16 protein-coding genes are annotated in these 26,886 nt (G+C 59.3%); 7 read left to right on the top strand and 9 right to left on the bottom strand.

Translation table 11 applies throughout. From position 1 onward, the window contains the following. Positions 1-61: 61 nt before the first annotated feature. A complete protein-coding gene (locus tag IPM39_13135) occupies positions 62-1,738 on the bottom strand; it encodes a F0F1 ATP synthase subunit alpha (GenBank protein ID MBK8987000.1) in 1,677 nt (558 codons plus the stop codon). A 434-nt stretch (positions 1,739-2,172) separates the two neighbouring features. Here IPM39_13135 and IPM39_13130 point away from each other — a divergent pair, with 434 nt between their 5' ends. From IPM39_13130 to IPM39_13100, 7 genes are all read left to right on the top strand, one after another. Continuing rightward, on the top strand, positions 2,173-4,311 hold the full coding sequence (locus IPM39_13130; GenBank protein MBK8986999.1) for a glycosyltransferase family 39 protein: 2,139 nt from the start codon (positions 2,173-2,175) through the stop codon (positions 4,309-4,311). Positions 4,312-4,349: 38 nt separating this feature from the next. Next, a complete protein-coding gene (locus tag IPM39_13125; GenBank protein MBK8986998.1) occupies positions 4,350-6,995 on the top strand; it encodes a glycosyltransferase family 39 protein in 2,646 nt (881 codons plus the stop codon). Position 6,996: 1 nt separating this feature from the next. Next, entirely contained in the window at positions 6,997-7,167 is a 171-nt protein-coding gene (locus IPM39_13120; protein MBK8986997.1) for a hypothetical protein, read from the top strand. Next, positions 7,164-9,386, top strand: a complete 2,223-nt coding sequence (locus IPM39_13115; protein ID MBK8986996.1) for a glycosyltransferase family 39 protein — start codon at positions 7,164-7,166, stop codon at positions 9,384-9,386. Before IPM39_13120 ends, IPM39_13115 begins: the two co-directional genes overlap by 4 nt. After that, a complete protein-coding gene (locus tag IPM39_13110; GenBank protein ID MBK8986995.1) occupies positions 9,383-11,620 on the top strand; it encodes a glycosyltransferase family 39 protein in 2,238 nt (745 codons plus the stop codon). The genes IPM39_13115 and IPM39_13110 overlap by 4 nt, the downstream gene beginning before the upstream one ends. A gap of 32 nt (positions 11,621-11,652) precedes the next feature. Beyond that, the gene (locus tag IPM39_13105; protein MBK8986994.1) at positions 11,653-12,228 is read left to right on the top strand and encodes a hypothetical protein; all 576 of its coding nucleotides are present in this window, start codon (positions 11,653-11,655) and stop codon (positions 12,226-12,228) included. A gap of 87 nt (positions 12,229-12,315) precedes the next feature. Beyond that, on the top strand, positions 12,316-12,900 hold the full coding sequence (locus IPM39_13100) for a hypothetical protein (GenBank protein ID MBK8986993.1): 585 nt from the start codon (positions 12,316-12,318) through the stop codon (positions 12,898-12,900). Between the two features lie 8 nt (positions 12,901-12,908). On the opposite strand, the gene IPM39_13095 is transcribed toward IPM39_13100, so the two are convergent. The 8 genes from IPM39_13095 to gltB form a co-directional block, all read right to left on the bottom strand. Further along, positions 12,909-14,099: an FAD-dependent monooxygenase gene (locus tag IPM39_13095; protein ID MBK8986992.1), complete on the bottom strand. Its 1,191-nt coding sequence runs from the start codon at positions 14,097-14,099 to the stop codon at positions 12,909-12,911. Positions 14,100-14,189: 90 nt separating this feature from the next. Then, complete coding sequence (locus IPM39_13090) at positions 14,190-16,460, bottom strand: N-acetylmuramoyl-L-alanine amidase (GenBank protein ID MBK8986991.1); 2,271 nt, start codon at positions 16,458-16,460, stop codon at positions 14,190-14,192. Positions 16,461-16,772: 312 nt separating this feature from the next. Next, positions 16,773-18,335, bottom strand: coding sequence for a YhfC family intramembrane metalloprotease (locus tag IPM39_13085; GenBank protein ID MBK8986990.1), 1,563 nt, complete (start codon positions 18,333-18,335; stop codon positions 16,773-16,775). Between the two features lie 13 nt (positions 18,336-18,348). Next, positions 18,349-19,305, bottom strand: a complete 957-nt coding sequence (locus IPM39_13080; GenBank protein ID MBK8986989.1) for an ABC transporter ATP-binding protein — start codon at positions 19,303-19,305, stop codon at positions 18,349-18,351. A 1-nt stretch (position 19,306) separates the two neighbouring features. After that, entirely contained in the window at positions 19,307-19,504 is a 198-nt protein-coding gene (locus IPM39_13075; GenBank protein MBK8986988.1) for a PLDc_N domain-containing protein, read from the bottom strand. Between the two features lie 60 nt (positions 19,505-19,564). Beyond that, positions 19,565-20,101 (bottom strand): helix-turn-helix domain-containing protein, encoded by a 537-nt coding sequence (locus IPM39_13070; protein MBK8986987.1) that lies wholly within the window; start codon positions 20,099-20,101, stop codon positions 19,565-19,567. Between the two features lie 176 nt (positions 20,102-20,277). Beyond that, complete coding sequence (locus IPM39_13065; protein MBK8986986.1) at positions 20,278-21,783, bottom strand: glutamate synthase subunit beta; 1,506 nt, start codon at positions 21,781-21,783, stop codon at positions 20,278-20,280. A gap of 238 nt (positions 21,784-22,021) precedes the next feature. Beyond that, positions 22,022-26,716: a glutamate synthase large subunit gene (gene gltB / locus IPM39_13060; protein MBK8986985.1), complete on the bottom strand. Its 4,695-nt coding sequence runs from the start codon at positions 26,714-26,716 to the stop codon at positions 22,022-22,024. Positions 26,717-26,886: the final 170 nt, after the last annotated feature.

The raw sequence follows: 26,886 nt of genomic DNA, 5'->3' as shown, positions 1-26,886 counted from the left end.
GGCGTCAGGCAAAGCCACACACTCACCTGCCTGGCACGCCAACACGTGAACGCCTGACGAATCAGGACGCCGACCAACCGGCGTTAAAATCTTCAACGGCTTCTTTTAACGCGGCTTGAAGCGGGTCAGTCCAGGCGCCGCTCTCCCGAATCGGCCGACCAATCTCCGGATGGGCCGTATCCATATAGCGCAAGAAATCCTGGCTCCACTTTTCCACCTGATTGACCGGCACACTGTCCAGATAGCCGCGACTGCCAGCAAAAATCAGCATCACCTGATGGTCCAGCGCCAGTGGTTTGTACTGCGGCTGCTTCAACATTTCCATCAGGCGCTCGCCGCGGCTCAACTGACGCTGCGTAGACGCATCCAGATCGGAGCCAAATTGGGCAAACGCGGCCAATTCGCGGTACTGCGACAGGTCAGACTTCAGACCACCGGCCACCTTGCTCATGGCCCGCTTCTGCGCGGCGCTGCCCACCCGCGACACCGACAAGCCGGTGTTGATGGCCGGACGCTGCCCGGCGTTAAAGAGGTCGGTCTCCAGGAATATCTGCCCATCGGTGATGGAAATGACGTTCGTCGGAATATAAGCCGAAACATCGCCCAACAGCGTTTCGATGATTGGGAGGGCTGTCAAGGAGCCGCCCGTACCAGGAATCTTCTTGACTTCGTATTTTTCTTGTTTGGGGTCGCCCATCGCTTCCAGGGCGTGGGGTATTTGTTCTTCAACCAGGTTACCGAAATAACGTTTGCCGTCAACGCCCATGGTGTCGGCGTTGACTTCGGTCCCTTTTTCCACAATGACCCAATCGTCGCGCAGGCGCACGGCGCGTTCCAGCAGGCGGCTGTGCAGAGAGAAAATATCGCCAGGGTACGCTTCGCGGCCGGGCGGGCGGCGCAAAATAAGGGACATTTGCCGGTAAGCCCAGGCATGTTTAGAGAGGTCATCGTAGATCACCAGGGCGTCTCGACCCTGGTACATAAATTCCTCGCCGATGGCGCAGCCAGCATATGGCGCAAAATACTGCATGGGAGCCGGGTCGGACGCGCCGGCCACAACCACGACGGTGTAATCCATCGCGCCGTATTTTTCCAGCGTATCCACCACCTGAGCCACCTGCCCCACGCGCTGACCGATGGCGACATAGATACAGACCATGTCCAGACCTTTCTGGTTGATGATGGTGTCCAGGCAAATGGCTGTTTTACCGGTCTGGCGGTCGCCGATGATCAACTCGCGCTGGCCCCGGCCGATGGGGAACATGGAGTCTATGGCCATGATGCCGGTTTGTACCGGAGTGTCCACGCCCTTGCGTTCAATGACGCCGGGGGCGACCAGTTCGACAGGCCGGACTTTGTTGGTACTGATGGGGCCTTTGCCATCAATGGGGTTGCCCAGACCATCTACCACACGGCCGATAAGGGCATCACCGACAGGCACAGAGGCAATGCGACCGGTAGAGCGCACTTCGTCGCCTACTTCAATGGTGGTGTAGTCGCCCATGACGACGATACCGACAAGGTCCGGCTCCAGGTTGAGCGCCAGACCGGCTGCGCCGCTGCTGAACTCTACCAGTTCACTGGCTGTAACGTCGGCGAGGCCGTTCACAAAGGCCACGCCATCGCCAACCGAGACAACGTTGCCGACGCTGCGGGCTTCTGTTTTACGATCAAACTCTTTGATTTGCTCCAGAAGCGAATCAGCTATGTTTTTAAAGTCTGGGGCAAGGGTTGTCATTCACCAACCTCCTTGAAACACATGGTTTTTATAGTAGAAGAGGGCAAGCCAGCCGTTACTGGTTTCCATTCGTCTTTCCCTCTGCTTGTAAAAAATTCGGTGGGCGCTGTTCCCAAATGTGAACAATTCGTAAGAAGTTTTTCCAACCCCGCCATTTATGGACAAAAATCACCGATGGTGACGGCCGTATTGCGGCGAGTACAGCCTGTTTTCACTGCCGTAAAGTGGGAACAGCCTCCAGTAAACATACTCCTGGCAGCCTAAAAAATGATACCCCAGCGATACCCTTTTGTCCAACAATTCACAAATGGGGCAGTGGTAGGGCGATAGGCGGATGCACGTTGGATGAAGGGCGTTATACTTGGGGCGTTATGGGCAATGTTGAATCTAAGCGAAGTCGCCTGGGTACAGGGCACAGTGCGTTTTTCTTATTGTTGCTGGGGTACGTACTGTTGGTCGGCTTTCTGGCATTGCGCCTGCCGCCACTTGCCGGACCCAATGAGGCGTTGCATTACGAATATGTCGCCTTGTTGCGCCAAACCGGCCGCCTGCCTGATTTGTCCACCTCTTATCGGCCAGATGAACGTCATCAACCGCCAGTTTATTACAGCCTGGCGGCGTTGTTGAGCTTGCCGTTTGCCACGCCCCAGTTGGATAGTGAATTGAGTCCAAATCCTCATTTTCCAGGCACGCTGCGCGGCAGCGGTAATTTGAACCCGTTTATCCACCTTACCCCAACCAATGCGCCGGTGGTTTATGCCGGTCGCATTGCTTCAATGCTGTTTGGGGTTTTGGCGATGGTTTCGCTTTATGCGGCGGCGCGCCAGACACTACCGCAGTCTGTCAGTCTGCTGGCGGTGGCTGTCATGGCCTTTCAGCCGTCGTTTTTGCATCTGAGCGCAACGATGAATAATGACTTGGCGGTAACGGCCGTAGCCACCCTGCTCACCGCCTATACCACTTATCTCATTATCCAAAAGAAATCTGCGCGTTATTATTTAGGATGGGGGCTGCTGTTTGGCCTGGCGCTGCTGACCAAAGCCAGCGCCATTTTTTTGCTGCTTACCCTGCCGGTTGCCTGCTGGACCGTCTGGCGTAGAACGCGATCTGTATGGCAGACGCTCCAGGCCGGACTTTGGGGTGGGGTTGGTTTTGTTCCCCTGGTGGGTGGGTGGCTGCTTTTCAACCATGAGCGCAGCGGCGACGCCTTGGGGTTGGCGCCAAGTGTTCCGCTAGGCCAGATACTGACTTTACGGCCGGCCGATTTGGGACTGTTACTGGCTCATTTGGTTGAATTATTCCGTTCTTTCTGGCTGGATTGGAGTCCGGGAATTTTAGGGTATGGTCCTGGCTGGCTGTACGGGATGGCGGCGGCGCTGCTGCTGTTTGCCTTGCTGGGTTGGCTGCGGCCCACTCGTGTTTTGGTTCAACCTACGGCCGTTGTTCTCGTCCATGTCATCTGGATTGGCGCATTGGCCACCGCATTTCTGGCTGTCAAAACAGTGATGATTCGGGATGTGGGATTTTTGGTCCCGGAGGGGCGCTGGCTGCTGCCAGCCTGGCCCAGTCTGGCCTGGCTTGTGGCGGTTGGCTGGGCCAGATGGTGGGGTGAACATGAACGCAAGATGTCTGGGTTGGCAACGGCCGTTCCGCCCCTCACCGCCCTCTTGCTTTCTCTCTTTTTCCTACCCCAGTTGTACCCCCAGGCTCGCCGCCTGACAGCGCTGACGCAAATCCCAGCCACAACCACATCGGCCAATTTGCTCTACAACGGACAACTGGCGTTGACGGCCGTTGAAACCAACCCCATCCATCTCGGTGAAACAGCCAGAGCGACGCTGTACTGGCGCGCCACGCAAACCCCCAACGCCGATTACACCGTCACTGTGCAGCTTCTTACCCTGGAAGCGGGACAATGGACCAAACTGGCCGAAACACGTAGTTTCCCCGGAGGTGGTCACAATCCTACCCTGGATTGGCGTGAGGGAGACATGTATCGGGACGAGGTTATTTTACGAGCCGATGGCGCGATTTCCGGACCGACAGCCGCCTGGTTAGGCGTCTGGCTAGACGACAACGGGACCAATGTTCAGGCAAAGCAAAATGGACAGATCACCGACTGGCCCCTGGCCATGCCCGTTGTCGTGCGGCCGGCCAGTCCCATCCCCCTGCCCGAAACGGCGTTCAACGCGCCGGTGCAGTTTGCAGATTTATTCGATCTGGCAGCCATCACCCAAGAGGTAGTGGGGGATGAATGGCTTGTTACTTTGTGGTGGCAGGCACGGCAGGCGATAACGGCCGATTATGTTGTGTTTGTCCATGTTCTAGACGATGCGGGCAACCTGGTGGCCCAGTCAGACAGCAGTCCGGCCAATGGCAGCAGCCCAACCTATATCTGGCAGCCCGGTGATGTGATTCGTGATCAGCACCGCCTGCCCAGGCAAACGGCCGTGAAACCCTCGCTGCTGATCGGCGTGTACGACAGGGCCACAACGCAGCGACTGCCCATTTACCACGCGGGCGTTCCACAGCCCGACAACGTGTGGCGCTACACACCTACCGAAAGTCGTTAATAGACCGCGGAACCGGCATCATGGTTTATGGATTGAGGATGAAATCAGGCAAGAGATTTAGCGGGTATCTGCTTTTGTCAGGCATATTGCTGTTGGCGTTTGCTTTGCGCCTACACAACATTGACGCTTTCAGCTTTTGGACCGACGAAGGATTGACGCCGCTGCGCGCCAGTTACCCAATCAGCCAGATTTTACGCAGCGAAATCGTAATTCAGGGGGTGGTGACCAAAGATACCCATCCGCCGCTGCATTATCTGGCGATCCATTTTCTGCGGCCATTGTTGGGGGAAACAGATTTTGCCTATCGTTATCCCTCTGTCCTGGCGAGTTTGCTGCTGGTTCCTTTGCTGTATCAACTTGGGCGGCGGTTGCACGGCCGTTCGTTGGGCGGGTTGGTGGCGTTGTTAACGGCCGTAAACCCCCTGCACATCTGGTACGCCAACGAAGCGCGCATGTACAGCCTCTTCACCCTGTTAATGGCCGGGGCGGCCTATGCCCTGTGGCGTGCCCTGACCGGCGGAGAACTGCGCCGCTGGCTGCCCTTATACCTTCTCCTGGCCGGATTGGGACTGTACACCCATTATACGGCCGTCTTCCTCATCGCCGTTCAATCCCTTTTCTGGGCCTGGTTGTTGTGGCGCCAGGGACAGAAAAAGCTGATCATCGGCCTTGGTGTGGTCAGCCTGCTGGCGGCCGTGCCCCTGATGCCATTGACCATTCCCCGTCTCTTCACCGGGGCCGAAGCCCATTACGATTATGTTTCCCCGGTCATCATGCTCCGCGACGTCGTCTATTTTTTCAGCCTCGGTCTGACGGTGAATTACCATCAGGCGGGCATTCAATGGTTGAGCTTGTCTGCGTTGGGCTTGCTGCTGTTAGGCCTGTATGCCGCCAACGGCTGGCGGCCACGGGCGTTTTTGCTTTCCTATTTACTGGCTGTTGTTATTGGCTTGATGGTTGGCTCGCTGCTGAAGCCGATGTACCAGGGAGTACGCCACATGATGGTGGGCAGCCCGGCCTTTCTATTACTCATCAGTTGGGCCGTTGTATTTGCCTGGGAGCAGACACGGCGGGCCACGGCCGTGCGCTGGCTGTGGGCCACGCTCTTTGTCCTGGGGCTGCTCACCGTCGTCGTCGGCCCGGTGATCGCCCTGAACAATCTCTATACCCGGCCAGACCTATACGCCAAAGATGATTTTCGCGCCCTGTTTCGCAGCATCGAACAGCAGGCCGGCGGCAACGATATCGTCGTTTTGAACAATGCCATTTTGCTGCCCCTCTATACCCATTATCAACAACGCGCCGATTTGCCAGTAACGGCCGTACCCCGTTACCCTACCCTGGCCGTCGAAGCAGACCCCGACCTGCTGGCCCTGGTCCAAACCTACGACCGTATCTGGCTCGTCACCGATCCCCCGGCCGATAACCGTGACCGCGAGAAATTGACGCAGCGCTGGCTGGCAGACCACCTGAGCCAGGTGGCCCGGTTGGGCGCGCACAGCCAATATGGCATTGTCGAAGCCCTGGCCTTTAGCAGCGCCAACAGCGCTGTAACCCAACTACCCGCCACAAGCCAGCCGCTCGATATAAATTGGCCTGATGTGCCCGCCCTGCACGGTTTTTACCCATTGGACAATCAGCCTGTCGCGCCGCCCACATTCTGGTTTGCCCTGTTTTGGGAAGCTGGCGGCCCACAACCGGCCGCTTCTTTGCGTTTCTCATTGCGCGATGTAGACGGCCGTGAATGGCTGGCGCTGGATCAGCCGCTGTCATCGGCCAACGGCCCGGGTTGGCCGCAAGCGGGTTGGCCGCAAGCGGGTTGGCCCCAAGCGGGTTGGGTACGCCGCGACTATTTTTTGCCGCTGCCCGATGGCCTGCCACCGGGCACATACCAACTTATGGCTCAACCGCTCCATGAAAGCAGCCCTCTGGCCGAAGCTGCACATCTCGGCGGTATCACCGTCGCCGCAACAGAACCCAACCAGTTAACGGCCGTTCCCTTCCAACCAGGCGACCCACACATACGTTTCGACAACGGCTTGCGGCTGGCTGGCTGGGAAACGGCCGACATCAACGTGCGCCCCGGCCACACCTTGCCACTTACCCTCTTTTGGCAGGCGGATGACGCCCTGCCGCTGGAGACCATCCGCTATGAACTGACTGTCTTACAGCCAAATGGCGAACCACTGCGCCAGCAAACAGATCGCCCCGGCGCATCCTGGCTGCCAGAACTGCCGCCAAACGCCATCGTGCGCGAACAAACCGGTCTTTACATCCGCCCAGAGACGGCCCCAGGCATATATACCTTGCGCTGGCGGCTGTTGGATGACCAGCGGGTTGTGCCTGGACGGCCGTCTTGGCGGCCCTGGTCCACAGACAGCATCACTCTGGGGCAGATCGAAGTGGTTCCCTGGCCGTTGGAAACAACCCTACCAGAGGGCGTAAACCGCACCACAGCTTCATTTGGACCGGCCATCCAACTGTATGGTTACACGGTGGCTGCGCTTGATGGCCCCACGCCGCAAATACAGCTCTCGCTCACCTGGCAGGCCCAGGCTGTGCCTGACGATAGCTATCTCTTGTTTGTTCATCTTACATCGCTGTCTACTGGCGATATGATCAGCCAGGCGGATAAAATACCGGGGCGATGGCTTGCGCCCAACGAGCGGCTGGCGAACCGGTGAGGTGATTCACGATACGATTACCTTGCCTGTTCCGGCGGACGCGCTCCCTGGCGATTATCGGCTGACGGTGGGTTTTTATCAGCCGGAAAGAAGTATGCGCCTGCCGGTTGTAGACGAAACGGGGCCTCAACCGGATGACCAGTTGGCGCTAACTACGGTGCATCTCCCATGAAGGACGACGCTGGCGTATCGGCGACATCCTGGCTGGCGCGGTGGCAGAGCGCTTTGCCCTGGTTATTGGCGGTCGCTTATTTGCTGATCACCATCGGCTACGGCCGTATCAACCCCTTGTTTGAAGCGCCCGACGAGCACCACCACTTTTTCACGGTGTTATACGTGGCGGAAAACGGCCGTCTGCCCATCGCCAGCCCCAACGAAGAATGGCTGCGCCAGGAAGCGGCCCAACCGCCGCTCTACTACCTGCTGGCCGCCCTGCTGGCCTGGGATGGGCAGGCGACCCCGGCCCAGGCCGATCTCTGGCCCAACCCCCACGCCATTCTCGGCGATGCCTCCGCTCTAACAAACATCAACCGCTTCATCCCGCTGCCCGCTCCCGGTTACGCCGCCCCCGCCTATCGGCTGCGCCTGCTCTCCGCGCTGATCGGCCTGGGCACATTGCTGTGCATCTATGCCGCCGCCCGCCTGCTCTGGCCGCGACAGCCAGAAATTGCCCTGCTGTCCGCCGGATTGGTCGCCTTTCTGCCCCAATTCAACTTCTTGCACAGCGCCATCAGCAACGACGTCCTGGTCATCTTTTTGACCAGCGCCGCCCTGTGGCAGCTTATCCGTCTATGGCAGACCCACACCACCCCGGCGCGTCTCCTTCTCCTCGGCCTGACCATCGGCCTGACCATCCTGACTAAAAATGCCGGAACGCTCCTCCTGGTTTATGCCCTGGGCTTTCTAATGGTCAACGGGCAATGGTCAACGGACAATGGTCAACCGCCAACCTTCAAGCGCCTGTTGACCATTCACAATTGGCGATTCACCATTGGTAATTTGCTCCTGGTTCTGCTGCCCGCGCTGCTGGTGGGCGGTTGGCTGTGGTGGCGCAACTGGCTGCTGTATGGCGACATCACGGCCACTGCGCCCTTCATCCAGTTCGCCGGAGGGGACCGGGAAGCCAGCCCGCTCCAGGTTTTGGGCGAATGGCAGAGCATCTGGCCGTCGCTGTTCGCTGTCTTCGGCTGGTTTAATCTGCGCCCGCCGCAGTGGGTGTATTGGGTGTGGTATGGGTTGGTTGTGGCCGCGGTGGGAGGCGTCGTCAAATCGTCAATCGCCAATCGCCGATCGTCACTCGTCACTCGTCAATTCGTCCTCGTTCTACTATTGGCCGGTTGGGTGCTGCTGGTTTATGCCGGACTGTTTCTGTTTATGCTGCAAACAGAGGCAGCGCAGGGGCGGCTGCTGTTTCCGGCAATTTTGCCGCTGGCGTTGGGCTTGGCCTATGGCCTTAGCCGGTGGCGCTGGCGCGGTGCTGCGCCGCTGGCGCTGTTGTTGGCCCTGGCAACAACCTTGTATTCGTTATTTTTTGTGGTGCGGCCGGCTTATGCGCCGCCGCCGGTTATCGCCGCTTTACCATCCACGGCCGTTTCGTTGGCGATGGATATGGGGCAAGGCGTGCGGCTGGTGGGGGCGGAACTGGAGACAGCAACGGCCGTTCCCGGTGATATCATCTGGCTTACCCTCTATTGGCAGGCGACCGAGCCACCGGAAAAGCCAGTTGAATTTGTGTTAGAGCTGTTGGGCCGCAACTTCGCGCCGGTCGCCGGGCTGCAAAGCTACCATGGCCGTGGCCTTTACCCCGCCAACCTTTGGTCCCCTGGGGCGATCATCGCCGACCGCTTCGCCCTGCGCCTGGATGAGACCGCCGGGATACCGGTGCTGGCGGCCCTCTACGCCGGGCTGGCCGGCGAACAAGCGCGCGCCCTGGTGGGCGAAATCGTCATTCAGCCGGAGGCCTGGCCGATGGCCGGTCCGGCCCTGGCAACCATAGGTGAGGGGATTGCGTTAACGGCCGTTTCCCTCACCCCTACCGCCGCGCAGCCCGGCCAGCCCATCACCCTGACCGTGCAATGGCAGGCCACCCACGCGCCAGGTGAAAATTACACAGCCCTGGTTCACCTGGGCGAAGCCGGGCAGCCGCCAGTGGCCACCGGCGACAACCAGCCGGTGAACGGCCGTTACCCCACCCGGCTCTGGCCCGCTGGCGCAGTGGTTGACGATGTTTACACGATCAGCCTGCCGCTGGATTTGCCAGACGGCCGTTATCCCATCTGGTTGGGCCTGTACAACAGCGCCACACTCGCCCGCCTGCCGCTCGTCGTCCAGGGACAACGGCAAACGAACGATGTCTACCTGGCCGGCTGGATCGAGGTGATGCGCCCATGATTCGCCGCCTTACTTCATGCCAAACCATTCTATCGGCCATCCTCCTGCTGTATGTTGGCCTGGCCATCAGCTACGCCCAGGCCACGCCCGTGCTGGAGTCTTCCGACGAGTACAAGCATTATCCTTTTGTGCAATACGTGCAAACAGCGGCACAACTGCCCGTCCTCGACCCGGAAAACCCCGGCCTCTGGCTGCAAGAAGCGGCGCAGCCGCCGCTCTATTACCTGCTGATGGCCGCCATCACCGCGCCCATCGCCACCGACGATCTGCCCGATCTGCACCGCAAAAACGAACACGCTTTCATCGGCAATCCCAACCAGGTGAGCAACAAAAACCTGATCCTTCACGATCCGGTGCGCGAAGCGTTTCCCTGGCAGGGCAGCGTGCTGGCAATTCATCTGATTCGCCTGGCTTCCATTGCATTGGGTGTGGGCACATTGCTGACAACGGCCGTTCTCCTCCGCCGCCTCTTCTCCCCCACCATCACCCTGCTTGGCGTGGCTCTGACGGCCTTCAACCCGATGTTTCTTTTCATCAGCGCCGCCGTCAACAACGACTCCCTGGCCGCTCTGCTGGGCCATGTAGGGCTGCTTTTGCTGCTGATTGTATGGCAAACAGCCCCGGCGGTCCGTTCTGGCTGGTGGCGCTATGGGCTGCTGGGGTTGGTTATTGGGCTGGGCGCATTGACCAAGTTGAGTCTGGCGGGGTTGTTGGTGTTAACGGCCGTTGCCCTGTTCTGGCTCGCCCGGCGGCAGCGCGATTGGACCCTCTTCTGGTTGGGTGGGCCATTGGTGTTGGGCAGTTCGCTGTTGGCGGCCGGTTGGTGGCTGCTGCGCAACTGGCGCATCTACGGCGATCTGACCGGTCTAAACGCCTTCATCGCCGTGCAAGGCACACGCGACACGCCCCTGACGCTGGCCGGTTGGTTGGATGAATTTGGCACCTTTTACCGCAGCTTTTGGGGGCTGTTCGGCGGCGTCAACGTGGCCGCGCCCAATGGGTTCTATTTTCTCCTCAACGTCCTGGCCCTGGTCGCCCTGGCCGGACTCATTCGTTGGTTGTGGCCGGCCGAAAACCGCCGCCAATTTGTGGCGAATGGCGGCTGGCTGCTGGCTGCCTGGATCGGCGTGTTGTTTCTGCTGCTGCTGCGTTGGAATATCATTTCCACCGCTTTTCAGGGGCGGCTTCTGTTTCCGGCGTTGGGGGCGATCAACGGGCTGCTGGCGCTGGGGCTGCTGGCCTGGTTTAAACCGCGTGCGGGGCAGCGACTGGCGCTGGCCGTCGGCGGTGGGCTGTTCTTGGCGGCGGCGCTGCTCCCCTGGTGGGTCATTCGCCCGGCCTACGCGCTGCCAGAGGTGGTAACGGCCGTACCCGCCAGCGCCGCCATTGATCCCATCCGCTTCACCGCGCCGGATGGGGAACTGCGGTTGGTAGGTGTAGAGATGGCCGCGGGACAGTCGGCCACGCCGGGTGGTGGTCCCATCGTTGCCGTGCTCTATTGGCAAGCAGCCGAGCCGGTCGCCGCCGATTATGTCAGCAGCGTTCATCTGTTAGGGCGTGATTTTGCCTCGGTAGGGCAGATAGACCGCTACCCCGCTTCTGGGACCATCGCCACAAGCCGCTGGCAGGCTGGCGACATCTATCGGGACGTGTATCATGTGTATGTGGGGCATACGGCCGTTGCCCCCAGCCAACTCCGTCTCGCCGTCAGCCTATACGACACAGACGCCGCCCAACCGCTGCCGGCAAGCAGTCTGAACGGTCAGCCGATCAACCCGGTATTGGTGGGTGGAACAGCGCGGCTGACGGCTGCCACGTCCATGCCAGAACCGGCGACGCGGCTGAACGTGCCTTTTGCCGACGGAGTGACCCTGGTGGGGTATACGTGGGGCGCGGAGACGGCCGTAGCCGGGCAGCCCATCGCCCTGACTTTGTTCTGGCAGGCTGATGGCGCGCCCACCCAAAATTACACCGTCTTCGTCCATCTGTTAGACGCCAATCGGCAGTGGCTGGTCGGGGCCGACGCGCCACCGCTGAATAATTTTTACCCCACCCATTTATGGCAGGCAGGCGATTGGCTGGACGATACGCACCATCTGCTGCTGCCGGCCGATCTGCCGGCTGGCCAATATGCTGTCTTAATCGGTTTGTACGAGCCGCAGAGTGGGGCGCGGCTGCTCCGGCTGGATGGCGCGGGTGATTTTGTGGAGATTGAACTGACGGTTGGCGAATAACTCACCGCTAACAAGAAACAAGGTAGGTGATCATGTTAACAGCACACGATAAATTAGAAAAAGACCTGGACATTCTGGAAGCCATGGCAGACGGGATGGCCGATTATCTCAAGAGCGATATTTTGTTTGGCAAACTGGCTTTTGGTGACATGCCCATGCTGACATTGGGCGGTTATCTGATGCGTCAGCACCGTTTATTCAACCTGAGCCATTTATTGACCTCGCCCGACGCTGCCCGGCTGGAGACGGCCGTCTTTCAATTTAACCAGGCGTTGGTGGAAAAAATTGTGCGCCTGGAGGCCAAAGCCAACAAAGAGTTGGATGCCCGCCTGCGCCAGGTAGATGAATACCTACGCGACCTGCAAAACAAAAAAGCGGCCGGGATGAATTACGCGACGGCCGTTGAACCCCGTGCCATGATCGCCGCCCTGATTCACAAATTGGAGATGCCCCCCTATCACCTCGACGAACGTATTCCCCAACGGGTAGACTTGCTGGACCGCAACCTGCGCCGCCGCTGGTCGCCGGGTGATTTTGTCTGGGCGGAAGAATGGCAGCCGGCGTATCCGTTGGACGAGTACTGGTGGTTATACGGCCGTCCAACATGACAAAATACACTTGACGCCATCGGGACCCCCTGATTATCATGAAGGCATGAATCGGTAAACATAAGCATCCAAAAAAGGGGGTTCGCCATGAGCGAGACAAAGGACGTTTTGGCTCAAGATTTGCGGATTCTGGAGACAATGATTGTCCAAATAGAAGCCTATCTGGACAGCGACGCGACGTATTGGCCGCTCAATCAGGCAGGCATGCCCCCCAAGCTGACGATTGGGGGCTGCTTAATGCGCCAGACGCGCTTGTTGGCCTTAAAAAACAAACTCGCCATTGTAGATCAGGTGCGGTTGGACAAGGCGATTGGGACGTTCAACGGTATGCTGCAAGAAAAAGTGGTGCGCTTTGAAAACCGGTCAAACGACGAACTGCACGCCCGCCTGCGGGAATGGAGCAGCTACCTGCGTAACGCCACCAGCCGGATGGCGACAGAACAAGAGTATTATGCCAACACTGTAGACACCCGGTTGGTGATTGCCGCACTGATGGACAAATTGCAGACGCCGCCCTATCACCTCAAGCCGCAGATAACAAACGATGTGGCCCAGATGGACAGCTATCTGCAAAAGCAGTGGCAGCGCGGCGAGTTTGTCCTGACGGCCGTGTGGCAAGAAGCGTACCCAGAAAACGACTACTGGTGGTTATACGGCCGTCCCAAAGCGTAACCTGGTTTTCAGGACAGACCTTTGACAATATCGCCCCAAAATTGTTCGGGCGGGTCTACCGGCTTGTAGTCCGGGTTGCCCCAGGGGGTGAAGCGAATCACCAGGCGAGCCACCTGCCAGCCCAGGCGAATGACCAACGGATGACGCGCCTTGTAGGCAATATGCGCCAGACGGGTGCGGCGATCCAATTGTTTAAATAACGGATCGGCCAACAATCGCTGGCGATAAGTGGCGTAGCTGAACTCCTGGCGGGCAAAGGCGTCCTGAATGGCTTGGGCAGCCACCTGACCGTAGCCGAGGGCAAAGGAAATACCTTCACCCATCAGCGGGTCGGCCCCGGCGGCGTCGCCGACTAACAAGACGCGGGGTTGGGCAAAACGGCCGTTCCTATCCCACCAACGAATCGGATGCCCTTTTAGCTGGTAATCAGCCAACTCCCGCTGCCGCTCGGCCAGCGCGTCGCGCAGCGTGGTCTTCAGGTCCGCTTTCGGCCGTTCTGGGCGCGCCCGGCTGTCGAACAAACCGCGATTCATAAACGGCCGTCCCCCCACATAGCTCGGAAAATCCCAATAGTACCCCTGCAACCCCTGGCCCGACATGGCCGAAAAATCAAAAACCGCCACCTGATTCTGAAACAAAGGATCTTGATGGGCATTTTCCGGCGTCAACACCTCCACCAGCCGCGCCACCCGTGATTCATCATCCCATTTCAGGGCGCGGCGCACATAACTGCGCGAACCATCAGCCCCAACCAATGTTTTGGCCCAAAAGGTTGCTTTTTCAGTCACCACTTCCACATAATCCTCATGCGGCGTGATCTGTTTGACAGCCTCGCCCTGCCGCACCGTAATGCCCCGTTTTTCGCACAGCTTCACCAACCAATGGTCAAATTCATCGCGGCGCACAATGGTAAAAACAGGATTGGCGTGGAAGGAATAGCTCTTATCCTGGTACACCAACCGCGCTTCGCGCACGTCGAAGTGGCGCGGCTCCAGCGTCAGCCCCAGGCGCGAAAGCACGTTGCGTCCCATATGGGTAATACCGCCGCCGCACAATTTTTCGCGGGGATGAATGGCCTTGTCTACCACAACAATCCGGCCGGCCCACTCCGGCTGCTCCTTCACCAGATGCAGCGCGGTGGATGTTCCCGATGGCCCCGACCCCACGATCAAAACGTCAACGTGCTGTATCTCTGACATGCCTGACTGTTCCTCCGTATTCAGTATTCCGTGTTCAGTGTTCGGTGTTCAGTGTGCGGTGGGACGAGATGAAACATGGGACACTGGCTGTTAATTCCGTTGAATAATCGGCAGCATTATAACATGGGGCAGGGCAATTGCCTGATCGGTGCTGATGTCGGCTGTGGCGTGGGGCGCTTCCAGATTGCCGGCCCAATCTACGGCCTGGCTGCGGAAATAGTAAACCTGGCCGGGGTTGGGCGGGCTGAAATGCGCGCTGGTGTGGGCAACGGACGTCAACCAATCCGTCCAACCCACATCACCCTCTGCCTGATATTGGATGGTATAAGCGGCTACGCCGGCCAGATTGTCTTGCCCTTGCCACAAGAGCAGGTAGCCTGTGTCAACGGTTGTGGTGTACACGGCCGTTACCACCGATTCTGGCGGCGTGCTGTCCAGGCCAAACGAAGCCACCGGCGAGACCGAAGGCGACCCACTCTGGTTGGTGGCCGTTACGCGCCAGAACAACGCCGGGTAATCCTGGGCAAAGGTGTGGCTGAATTGGGTAACGGCCGTCGGCCAGCTTTGCGCCGCCACCACATTGGCAAATGCCGCGTCCGTCGCCACTTCCACCTGTGTGGCATAGACCAGCGTCGGCAGGTCAAATTCCCAGGAGAAATTGACTGTCGTCTGATTGGCCCATACGCCGTTGGCCGGTGATAGGCCGCTGATCGTCGCCGTATCTACCGGGCGGAAGCGTACATCGTCGAACCAGACGCCCACGCCGCTGTCGGTGGTCGTCAGGTCGGTCAGGCGCACGGTGGTGTTTGGCCCGGCGGGCAGGGCAAACGTGCCCAGCGACATCCACAACCCCACGTTAGCTTCATGGCTCACCACAACCGTTTCCGTAACGCCGTCATGAGTAATCTGGTAGCGCGCCCCGTTGGTTTCCGAATTTTGGGTGTAGCAGTACGGTGCATACACCTGAATTTCGTAAGCGCCAGCCTGGGGGATGGTCAGCCGCCATTGGCCCCAGTGGGTGCTTTGCGCCGGATTGCTGACCGACCAGGTGTAATAGGCGTGGCCCTGCCAGCCACAACCGCCCGGCGGCTCATACCAGGTGTTGTTGCTGCGCGTAAACGCAGCGCTGGTCTCGCTGACGAAGGTGTAAGGCGAGACCTGACCGATGCGCTGGGATACGGCCGTGCGCAGCCAGGGCAAATAAGCATGGGCGTTGCCGCCAGGGCAGAGTGTATTGGCTCCGCCGTACACGTCGCGGTGGCTCATCACGTGCGGCAGCCCCCAGGCCATGTTCACCGGACGGCTGGCGTCGTAGATGGCGATGCCGCGCTGGTCGGCTTTCCAGGCGAACAGGTCTGCCAGGGCGCTGCGCATGGCCGCCGGAGGTGTATCCGACACCTGGTACTCATCCGGCGTGGTGAATGTGCCGATGAGCGCCACCCCCAGGCTGCCGCTGTTGGCTTCCCCGGCGTGGATGCCCACCACGTCCAGATTAAGAAAATCTTCGTTCATGTGGCCTTCAAAAATCACGCCGCTGCGATCAATGAGATAGTTGTAACCAATGTCGCCCCAGTCCTGCGTGTCGCGGTGGAACAGGTAGATGGCGCGCACCACGTCGGCGGCGTTGGCATAGCCGTTGTCGGTGACGGTGTGGTGGACAATCAGATGGGTGACCGGTTGATAGACCAGGTCGGCCAGGTCATCACAGGTATCGTAAATGCACCAGACGGCGCGGCTGATGGCTGCGGGACGGGGGAAGTTGGTGGCGACGGCCGTTCCCTGACGTTCGGCGTCTAATTCCGCCTGCTGTGCCTGCATCTCGGCGATGGTCGGGCCGGCCGTGCTGTCTATGAAGGTCAACCGGAGCAGGGATAGACGCGGCTGGGCGTCAGCCGCCTCGCGGGTAAGCATCACCCGCACCTGCACCCAGCGGTGGGTCCCATTGGCGGCCGGCACGGCAACCATATCCCCGGTAGTGATGGCGTCGCCGGGCAGGGTCCAATCATTGTGGCTGTGTATGTCGTACCAGTCGCTCCAGGCGTTCGCGTCAACGGCCGTGCGTATGGCTATTTCCAGCGCCGCGCCATCCGGTAGGTCTGCCTGCCAACCGGGCACAACCGCGTTAAAGGGAAAAGGGGATTCGATGGGAGCGGTGGTGTAGACGGCCGTTAAGCCCACCCCATCCATCACAATGCCTTCATCGGCTAGAGCATAAGCAAAACCCTGGCCGGCAGCCCAATCGTCACCGCTGAGGCTGAGGGTTTCAATGAAAGCTGGAGGTGAGGTTTCGGCCGATTGGGGCAGGCCCACCACAGCGCACAAAGCCATGAAGGCCAGCGCCAGCAAACTAGTAGATTTCATACAAATATCTCCTACAGCAAACTCATACCCTGAGTGTATCAAAAAAAATAACGCCGAGAACACGGAAAGAATAAACCGAGACTTCCGTGACCTCCGCGCATTGTATGCTTAAAACCCGACAGGTTCCCGAAAACCTGTCGGGTTTGGGCGGAAAGCTATTATTCTTACGCATCCTGACCTGGTCAAGCCAGAACCGAAAAGGGTTATCAAAGATGACGCAGAGTTCACAGATTGAAGATGAAGAATCTGCGTAATCCGCGCAATCTTTGACAATATTCTTGTTCGCTGTGCAAACAGTTCGCTCGTAAAGTACTAAAGCTCTTGGGTTTCAAAGGCAGCAATGCTGCCCATCAGGAGCAGGATGATAAGCAGGGTGTTGGCGACAACCGCGCCTCCCTGGGGCGGAACGGCCGTTACCAACCCCAACTGCCCGGCCCAGCCGACCAGCGCCGCCGGCGCAAAGGGGGCAAGCTGTGGGATGCTGCCCATCAACAATAGAAATACCGCGCCCAGCAAGGCCACGCCGGCCGCCGCACCGCTGCTGCGGCTGAGGGTGCTGGCAAAAAGGGTAACGGCCGTAAACGTCAACAGCCACAGCAGCAGCAGCCCGTTGCCCACCACAAAAGGCCAAAACTGAAAAGGTTCAAAGAGGATGAGGGTGTAATAGTAAGCCCCCAGCGCCGCCAACAAAAAAGCGGCGGCATACATCAGCGCCTGGGCGGTGAACTTGCTGAGCAAAAAGGCCCAACGCGGCAGCGGCTTGCTCAGAATCAACGCCGCCTGGCCGCGCTCCTTTTCTCCGGCTACCGCGCCCATACCCAGCAGAATGGCGATGATAAAGCCGAACTGGGTGATGTTTTTGATGTATTGGATCATGGCGTCCGCCTGCGTCGGTACCGGAATAAGGTCGGCAAACTGCTCCGCGCCCTCGATCATGGTCAGCATTTGCGGCGTGAACTTTGCCAGCAAAGGTGAACCGAGGCCAAAGATGACAAAAACGGCCCCCACTACCAGGATGCGCCGCGTACGCCACTGCTGCAACATCTCTTTGCGCAGCGCCGCGCCAAACAGCCGCAGCTCGATGGCAACCGGCTGGGTAGACGGCCGTTCGCCATCCACCGGCCACATGCGCCACAACCACACGCCACCCGGCAGCAGCATCACCAGCAAGACAAGATACAACCAACCTACCTGATCGAGGGTTTGGCCCAGGTAAACGGCCGTAAAATCAAACAGCGCATGGTACAACAGCGCCGCCAGGGCATACAGCGCCTTGCGCCGGCGAAACGCCTGCCACACCAACAGCGCCAATACCACGTGCATGAACATGGCTATCGCCCGTTCCAACAGTGCGGCCAACGGCGCCCAGGATACCTGCTCCAACCCTTGCAGTTGGCCGGTGAGATAAGTAAGCTGCTCGGCCGTCAGGTTAAGCGTGTTCAAATCTGTGCCGCGCAAGGCCCACAGACTGGAAAGGCTCGCGGCCATCAGCACGGCAACCAACCCCATGGCCTCAATGCCGCCATGCCCCAGCCCGACCATCAGGCCATCTTCGCGCCGTTCGGCGGCGCGCCAGCGAAAGAGCAGGGCGAAGCTGACAACGCGAGCGGCCGTCTCGCACAGCCCGGCCGACAGCCCCAGAATAACGGCCGTGCGCAGAAAATTAGCGTCTCCCGGCAGCGCCGGACCAATGACGCCCAAATCGGTGAGCCAGTTGTTGAGCGGCAGATGAACAATCTGCGAGCCGACAAAGGTGGCCGCGCCGACCAGGAACAGCCACCAGGGGGCCACAAAACGCCGCCGGAACCAGACGGCCGTCACCAATGGCAGCAAGATAATTAAAGCAATAACAATTGTGTAAAGAAAGATGGTCATGTTTTATGAACCCTTACTTGCTGAGTTGTAAGAACACATCTTCCAGCGACGGCCGTATCCATTCATACCGGTTTAGCACCACGCCTTGCCCCGCCAACAGCGGCAGCAAAGCTTCTTTAGCGACGGCAACGTCATCCACCGTCACGCGCAGGTGGTTATCCTCTTGCGTCACCCCCAGCGCCCAGGGCTGCGCCTGCAGCTGCGCCGGCAAATTGGCGGCTTGCGCCAGACAGGCGCGGTCTAGTTCCAGCGAGATAACGTTGGTGGCGTACTGCGCCAGCAGCGCCTCCCGCTCTTGCACCAGCAGCAGTTCCCCCTGGTGGATGATGCCAATCGTGTCACAAACCCGCTCCACGTCGGCCAGAATATGGCTGGAGAGAAAAACAGTTACCTGCCCCCGCAGCGCGCTGATGAGTTCCAACACCTCATAGCGGCCGGCCGGGTCCAGGGCGCTGGTTGGCTCGTCCAGAAACAGCACCGGCGGCGCGTGCAGCAGCGCCTGGGCGATGCCCAACCGCTGCACCATACCACCAGAAAAGCCAGCAATGTGCCGTTTGGCCGCATCTTCCAGACCTACCAGCGCCAACATCTCGGCGCTGCGCTGCCGGCGGGCGGCGGCGTCCATATGAAACAAACGCCCCACGTAGTCCAGATACTCCAGGGGAGTCATCCAGGTGTAAAAAGCCGGGTCTTGGGGCAGGTAGCCAAATTGGGCGCGGGCGGCGCTGTCGGCGCGAGTAGCTTCGATACCGTTGACCCAGGCGCGCCCATTGCTGGGACGCGCCAGCCCTGTCAGCAGGCGGATGGTGGTGGTCTTGCCGGCCCCATTCCGCCCCAGGAAGCCAAAAATCGCCCCGGCCGCTACTGTCAGGTCCAATGGTTTGAGCGCCTGTATTGTGCCGTAGGTCCGGCTGAGATGTTCGCAGCGGATGGCCTGCGGGCGGTCGGGCTGAGGGCTGTGAGCGTTCACGTCACGCCTCCTCGCGCCCCAACACAAAGTAAATGATGGGGCCAATGGTGTTGACAAAGATGATGATCAGCACCCAGAGCCATTTCGGACCGCGAGTAGACGGCCGTTTCGCCAGGTCAAGCAGCGCCGCCGTCATCAAAATAAGCTGCACCACAATCAACGGAATGAGCAAAGGGATAAATTCACGTAATTGGTCCATTAGGAAGCCTCGTTAGTTGGATGGTTGGATGGTTGGCTCATCAACCATCCAACCATCCTCTCACAGCGGATGGGTAATGAATACAAATTTGTGTTTGTGGCGGCCGGGCGCCGGGCCATTCTCGGCCAACAACAGAAACGCCTCCTGCAACTTGCCCTGAAAAGCGTCTAGCTCCGCCTGGCTGGCAAAGAGGTAGGTCTCGGTATAACCGGTGCGGTCGGCCAACATATCTACATGCCCGTCGGCGTCAGCCGCCTGCTGCAAGTAGTGGGCAAAGTCCCGCAGTGTTGCCAGAATGTAGTTCGTAAAGTAGCGCAGATGGTCATCGGTTGTCATGCCGGATACATCGTCTGGTCCCAGGCGTGGCGGCTGCGCCAGCCTGTACCACTTTTCCTGAATGCCGTTTACAAGCTGCGCGTCGGCAACGACAATCAACTCCCCGTCCAGCAGCAGCTTCAGATGGCGGTATAGGGAGGATTCCGGCACCTCGGGCAGGTGGGCGGCAATTTCTCGCGTTGTCAACGGCTCGTCGGCCAACGTCTGCAAAATGCGCAGGCGCACCGGGTGGATGATCAGATCGGCTTTAGGAAAATCCATACTGCCTCGATTAAAGGAACAATTAAATTATCAGAATTTGTAACATTATCAATAATAATAATGTTTTTGATATTGGTTGTCAAGAGGGAAAAGGCAAAGTGGCGAAAAAAGACCTGACAGGTTTTCGGAAACCTGTCAGGTCTTGATGAAACTTGATCTTGTACAGACCCCTCCCTTTACGGCAAATCTGTTTCCCCCATCAACCATTGGTCCACAGCCCGCGCTGCGCCGCGCCCCTCGTTGATCGCCCAAACGACCAGGCTTTGCCCACGTCGGGCATCACCGGCAGCGAACACGCCCGGCGCGTTGGTCATGAAGTGGCCATAAGCGGCCTGGGCGTTGGAGCGCGTATCCTGCGCCACGCCCAACTGCGCCAGCACCGGGTTTTCCGGGCCGAGGAAACCCATCGCCAGCAGGACCAACTGGGCCGGCCAGGTTTTGTTTGTGCCAGGGAGTTCGCGGAGCTGCGAACGGCCGTTGCCATCCATCACCCACTCAATCTCCACCGTCTCCACCGCTTGCAAGTTCCCCTGCGCGTCGCCGATGAACTGCTTGGTCATGATGGCATATTGGCGTGGGTCTTTGCCGAAAACGGCCGTGGCCTCTTCCTGCCCATAATCTTGCTTGTAAACTTTCGGCCACTGCGGCCAGGGATTGTCCGGGGCGCGCTGCGTCGGCGGCTGCGGCATGATCTCGAACTGCACCAGGCTCTTACAGCCGTGCCGCAGCGAAGTCGCCACACAGTCCGTGCCCGTGTCCCCACCGCCAATCACAATCACATCTTTGTCGGCGGCATCAATTGGCAATTGACCATTGACCATTGACCATTGACCATTTTCCACTGTTCCTAACACCGCCGCCGTATTGCCATGCAAAAAGTCCATGGCGAAATGGATACCGCGTAAATCGCGCCCGGCGGCGGGCAAATCGCGCGGCCTTGTCGCGCCGGTGCAAATCACAATAGCGTCAAACTCGTCGCGCAATTGCGCGGCGGGCACATCCACGCCGATGTGGCTGTTGGCGCGAAAGTTGATGCCCGACGCGGCCATCAACTCAATGCGCCGCTGCACCAACGTTTTGTCGAGCTTCATGTTGGGGATGCCGTACATCAGCAGCCCGCCGATGCGGTCGGCGCGCTCGAACACCGTCACCGCATGACCGACGCAGTTGAGCTGGTCGGCGCAGGCCAGCCCGGCCGGGCCGGAGCCAATGACGGCCACTTTTTTGCCGGTGCGTCTGGCCGGGATGTTGGGCTGCACCCAACCTTCGTCAAACGCCTTTTCGATGATGGCGTATTCGATGCTTTTAATCGTGACCGGCGGGTCGTTGATGCCTAACGTGCAGGCCGCTTCACACGGCGCGGGGCAGACCAGCCCGGTAAATTCTGGGAAATTGTTGGTTTTGGTCAGCCGATCATAGGCTTCTTGCCACAAGCCCTGATACACCAGATCGTTCCATTCGGGGATGAGGTTGTTGATGGGGCAGCCGGAGGCCATGCCATTGATGACTTTGCCGGTGTGGCAGAAGGGCGTGCCGCAGTCCATACAGCGCGCCGCCTGATTTTGTAAACGGCCGTCCGCCAAATGCAGGTGAATCGGCTGCCAGTCGCGCAAACGCTGCAAAACCGGCCGGTCGGCCGGGGTTTCACGTGCAAATTCCAAAAATCCAGTCGCTTTTGCCATGCTTCAGTTCCAATGTACTCAAGATAGGTACACGGATTTGACGGATTGAACGGATTTTTACGGATTCGTGAGAATCGCTGTCATTCTGACGAGTCTTCGAGGAAGAATCCCCTTGCTGCCGACAACCAGGGATTCTTCGCTGCGAAGACTCCGCTCAGAATGACAGCAACAAACTTTTGCTCACTACAAACTCCATGAAAATCCGTCTAATCCGTGTTATCCGTGTAGCTATCCAATTTTAGTTGCCGCTCACGCGGGCGGCGTCGTTCATGTTAGCCGCGAAGGCGGCGATTTCCGCTTCGTCCTGGTCCAGGCCGGTGGATTTGGCCCGCTCAATGGCCTGCAACATGCGTTGGTAATCGTTGGGCAGCACTTTTACGAACTGCGGAACCATCTCCGGCCAGACGGCCAGGATGTCCCAGGCGCGTTTGCTGTCGGTGTATTTGGCGTGGTCCAGAACCATCAGGCGCAGCGCTTCGATTTCGTCGTAATCCTTCAGGCGCTCCAGGGAGACCATCTCCATGTTCACGCGCTGGTAGAAGTCACCTTCGCGGTCCAGCACGTAGGCGATGCCGCCGGACATGCCTGCGGCAAAATTGCGCCCGCTGCGTCCCAGGATAACCACCCGGCCGCCGGTCATGTATTCACAGCCATGATCACCGACGCCTTCGACAACGGCCGTTGCCCCCGAATTCCGCACCGCAAATCGCTCGCCGGCTATGCCGTTGACGTAAGCCTCGCCGCTGGTCGCGCCATACAGCGCCACATTGCCGGTGATAATGTTCTCCGCCGGGTCAAACGTCGCCGCCGCCGGCGGATAAAGGATGAGTTTGCCACCCGACAGCCCTTTGCCCAGGTAGTCGTTGGCGTCGCCTTCCAGTTCCAGCGTCATGCCTCTGGGGATAAACGCGCCAAAGCTCTGCCCGGCCGATCCCTGGAAATGCAGGTGAATGGTATCTTCCGGCAGCCCCTTCGCGCCGTAGCGCCGCGTTACTTCGCCGCCCAACATTGTGCCCACCGTGCGGTGAACGTTGCGAATGGGCAGCGTGGCGTTGATCGTCTTGCCGGTGTCCAGGGCGTCTTTGCACAACCACAGCAAGACCTGGCGGTCCATGCCCTGATCCAGCCCATGATTTTGCGACACCTGGCAGGTGCGCCCCACTTTGGGGCTAACTTCTGGCTGGTGCAAAATCGGCGTCAGGTCCAATCCTTGCGCCTTCCAATTGTCAATGCCCGCGCGCACGCGCAGTTTGTCAGTCCGTCCGACCATTTCTTCCAGGCTGCGGAAGCCAAGTTGAGCCATCAATTCGCGCACTTCCTGGGCCACGAAGCGCATAAAGTTTTCCACGTGTTCCGGCTTACCGGCAAATTTGCCGCGCAGTTCCGGGTTTTGTGTGGCGATGCCCACCGGGCAGGTATCTTTCTGGCAGACGCGCATCATGATGCAGCCCAGCGAGACCAGCGGCGCGGTAGCGAAGCCAAATTCTTCCGCGCCCAGCAGGGCCGCGACGACCACATCGCGCCCGGTTTTAAGCTGGCCGTCCGTTTCCAGCGTCACGCGGCTGCGCAAATCGTTGAGCAGCAGGGTTTGATGGGTCTCCGCCAGGCCCAATTCCCAGGGCAGCCCGGCGTGTTTGATGCTGGTTTGCGGCGACGCGCCCGTGCCGCCATCGTGGCCGCTGATGAGGATGACGTCGGCGTAGCCTTTGGCGACCCCGGCGGCGATTGTGCCCACGCCCACTTCGGAGACGAGCTTGACGTTGATGCGGGCGCGCGGGTTGGCGTTTTTCAGGTCGTGGATGAGCTGTTTCAGGTCTTCGATGGAGTAGATGTCGTGGTGGGGCGGCGGCGAGATCAGGCCGACGCCGGGGGTGGAGAGGCGCACTTTGGCGACCCAGGGATAGACTTTGCGGCCGGGAAGCTGGCCGCCTTCGCCCGGCTTCGCGCCCTGGGCCATCTTGATTTGAATTTCGGTGGCGTTGACCAGGTAATGGCTGGTGACGCCGAAACGGCCGCTGGCGACCTGCTTGATGGCGCTTTTGCGCGAGTCGCCGTTTTCGTCGCGGCGGAAACGGGCTGGGTCTTCGCCGCCTTCGCCGGTGTTGCTTTTGCCGCCCAGGCGGTTCATGGCGACGGCCAGCGCTTCGTGGGCCTCTTGGCTGATGGAGCCGTAGGACATGGCTCCGGTCTTGAAGCGGCGCACGATGGTTTCGACCGATTCTACTTCGTCCAACGGAACCGGCTCGGCGGCGAAGTTGAAATCTAACATGCCGCGCAGGGTGTAGAGTTTGCGGCTCTGGTCGTTGACGCCCTGGGAATAGAGTTTGAAGGCTTCGTAATCGCCGCTGCGCACGGCCGTTTGCAGCGCATGAATTGTCTTGGGGTTAAACAGGTGGGGTTCGCCACCCTGCCGCCACTGGTATTTGCCGCCGACGGGGAGAACGTGGCCGTTCGACGGCCGTTCCGGGAAAGCCGTTTTGTGGCGGATTTCCACTTCTTTTGACAACGTGTTCAGGTCCGCGCCCTGGATGCGGCTGGGCGTACCGGTGAAATAACGGTCCACCACGTCTTTATGCAGCCCCAGCGCTTCAAAAATTTGCGCGCCACGATAGCTTTGCACGGTGGAAATGCCCATCTTGGACATAATCTTCACCACGCCCTTGTAAACGGCTTTGACGTAATGGTACTCGGCTTCGTCGTAGCTGACGCCCGTCACCAGCCGCTTGCGCAGCATGTCGCCAATCGTCTCGTAGGCCAGGTAAGGGTTGATGGCGTCCACGCCGTAGCCGATGAGGACGGCAAAATGGTGGACTTCGCGCGGTTCGCCCGACTCAACGACGATGCTTGTTTCGGTGCGGCTGCCCTGGCGGATCAGGTGGTGATGCAGCCCGGCGGCGGCCAACAGGCTGGGGATGGCTGCCTGCTCGCGGCTGATGCCCCGGTCGGAGAGGATGAGGATTTTAGCGCCGTGGGATACGGCCGTGTCCGCCGCCGCAAACAACTCGTCCAACGCGCGTTCCAATCCCGCGCCGCCATCGGCCACCGGGTACAATATCGGCAAAACGGCCGATTGGATGCCCGGCAGATTCAAGGCTTTTAATTTTGCCAGGTCGTCGTTGGTGAGAATGGGATGGTCCAGCTTGATCATGCGGCAGCTTGCCGCGCCGGGAGCCAGCAGATTGCCTTCGGATCCCAACAAGGTGATACTGCTCGTCACCAGTTCTTCGCGGATGGAGTCTATGGGCGGGTTGGTGACCTGGGCGAAGAGCTGCTTGAAGTAGTTAAACAGCGGCTGCGCCTTCTCCGACAATATCGCCAGCGGCGTGTCGTCGCCCATCGAACCCAGCGCTTCGACGCCGTTTTGGGCCATCGGCGTCAGCAGCAGGCGCAGGTCTTCAAAGGTGTAGCCAAACGCCTGCTGCCGCTGCACCACCGTGGCGTGATCGGGCAGCGTAGGACCGCTGCCTTCGGGCAAGGCGGCCAGGGTGATTTGCTGCTCGGCCAACCATTCGCCGTAGGGGTATTGGCGGGCGATTTGCGCCTTTAACTCTTCGTCGCTGACGATGCGGCCGGCAGCGGTGTCAATCAACAACATGCGGCCCGGCTCCAGCCGCCCTTTGTAGGCGATGTTTTCCGGGGCAATTTCCAGCGCGCCGGTTTCGGAAGCCAGAACGACCAGACCGTCTTTGGTGACGGTGTAGCGCGACGGCCGTAGCCCGTTGCGGTCCAAAATCGCGCCAATCTGGAAGCCATCGCTGAAACCGATGGAGGCGGGACCGTCCCACGGTTCCATAAGGGCGCTGTGGTATTCGTAGAACGCTTTGAGCGTGGGGTCCATGTCTGGGCGCTTGGACCAGGGTTCGGGGATCATCATCATGATGGCGTGGGCGAGGGAACGGCCGTTCAGCAGCAAAAATTCCAGGGCGTTGTCAAACATGGCCGAATCGCTGCCGTCGCCGTCAATCACCGGCAAAAGTTCGGCTAAATCGTCGCCGAAGGTGGGCGAGGCGAGCAGCGATTCGCGGGCGCGCATCCAGTTCTGGTTGCCGCGAATGGTATTAATTTCGCCATTGTGGATGATGTAGCGGTTGGGGTGGGCGCGTTCCCAGGAGGGGAAGGTATTGGTGCTGAAGCGGGAATGGACCAGCGCCAGGGCCGATTCCATGTCTGCGTCTTGCAGGTCGGGGTAAAAGGGTTGGACTTGCTCGGACAGCAACATGCCTTTGTAGACGATGGTTTTGTAGGAAAGGCTGGCGATGTAGAAGAAACGGCCGTGCGTATTCTCGCCATAACGAATTTGCTTCTCGGCCAGCCGCCGGATGATGTACAGGCGGCGCTCAAAATCCATGTCGGTCTGGATGGCCGGATTGCGGCCGATGAACACCTGGCGCACCACCGGCTCGTTGGAACGGGCGGTGATGCCCAGGGTGGCGTCGCTGGTGGGCACGGTGCGCCAGCCCAGAACCGTTTGCCCCTGGGCAGCGACGATGGCCTCAAACTGCTGTTCGCAGGCCAGCCGCAGGTCGCTTTCCAACGGCAAAAAGACCATACCCACGCCATATTGGCCTGGGGATGGCAGGGTGATGTTTTCGGTTGAGGTAACTTTTTGGAGAAATTTATGAGGCGTTTGAAAAAGGATTCCGGCGCCGTCGCCAGTGTTGGGTTCTGAGCCGGTGGCCCCGCGATGAGTGAGATTGACTAAAACGGTAAGGGCTTTTTGGATGATGTCGTGGGAAGGCTGGCCTTTGATGTTGACGACGAAGCCGATGCCGCAGGCGTCGCGTTCAAATTGGGGATCGTACAAACCCTGGGCGGAAGGAGGACGACAGCTTTGCTGGTGGTCTTCGCCCGCATCGGGCAGGCTGTTTTCTTCTGACCCATGCTGCTTATCGTGGGCCTTACTCTGCTTACCTGTTGCCTGTAACTCGTGCATGTCGCTTTCCTCTCTTCTCTCTTCAACAAACGGGGCGATGTTGAAGCAGTTTGTAAATGTACACGCCGACAAACTGGCGTCGGCGAGGCGTTGAAATGGCGCCTAACATGGTGTGAAAGATACACAATGCCAGCCTATAAAGTATAGGAAGAAAGCGCGCAAAAAAGCAT

This window comes from Candidatus Leptovillus gracilis (genome assembly GCA_016716065.1).
Lineage (GTDB): Bacteria > Chloroflexota > Anaerolineae > Promineifilales > Promineifilaceae > Leptovillus > Leptovillus gracilis.
The sequence above is the reverse complement of the archived record's forward strand: the minus strand, read 5'-3'. Positions and strand labels throughout refer to the sequence as shown.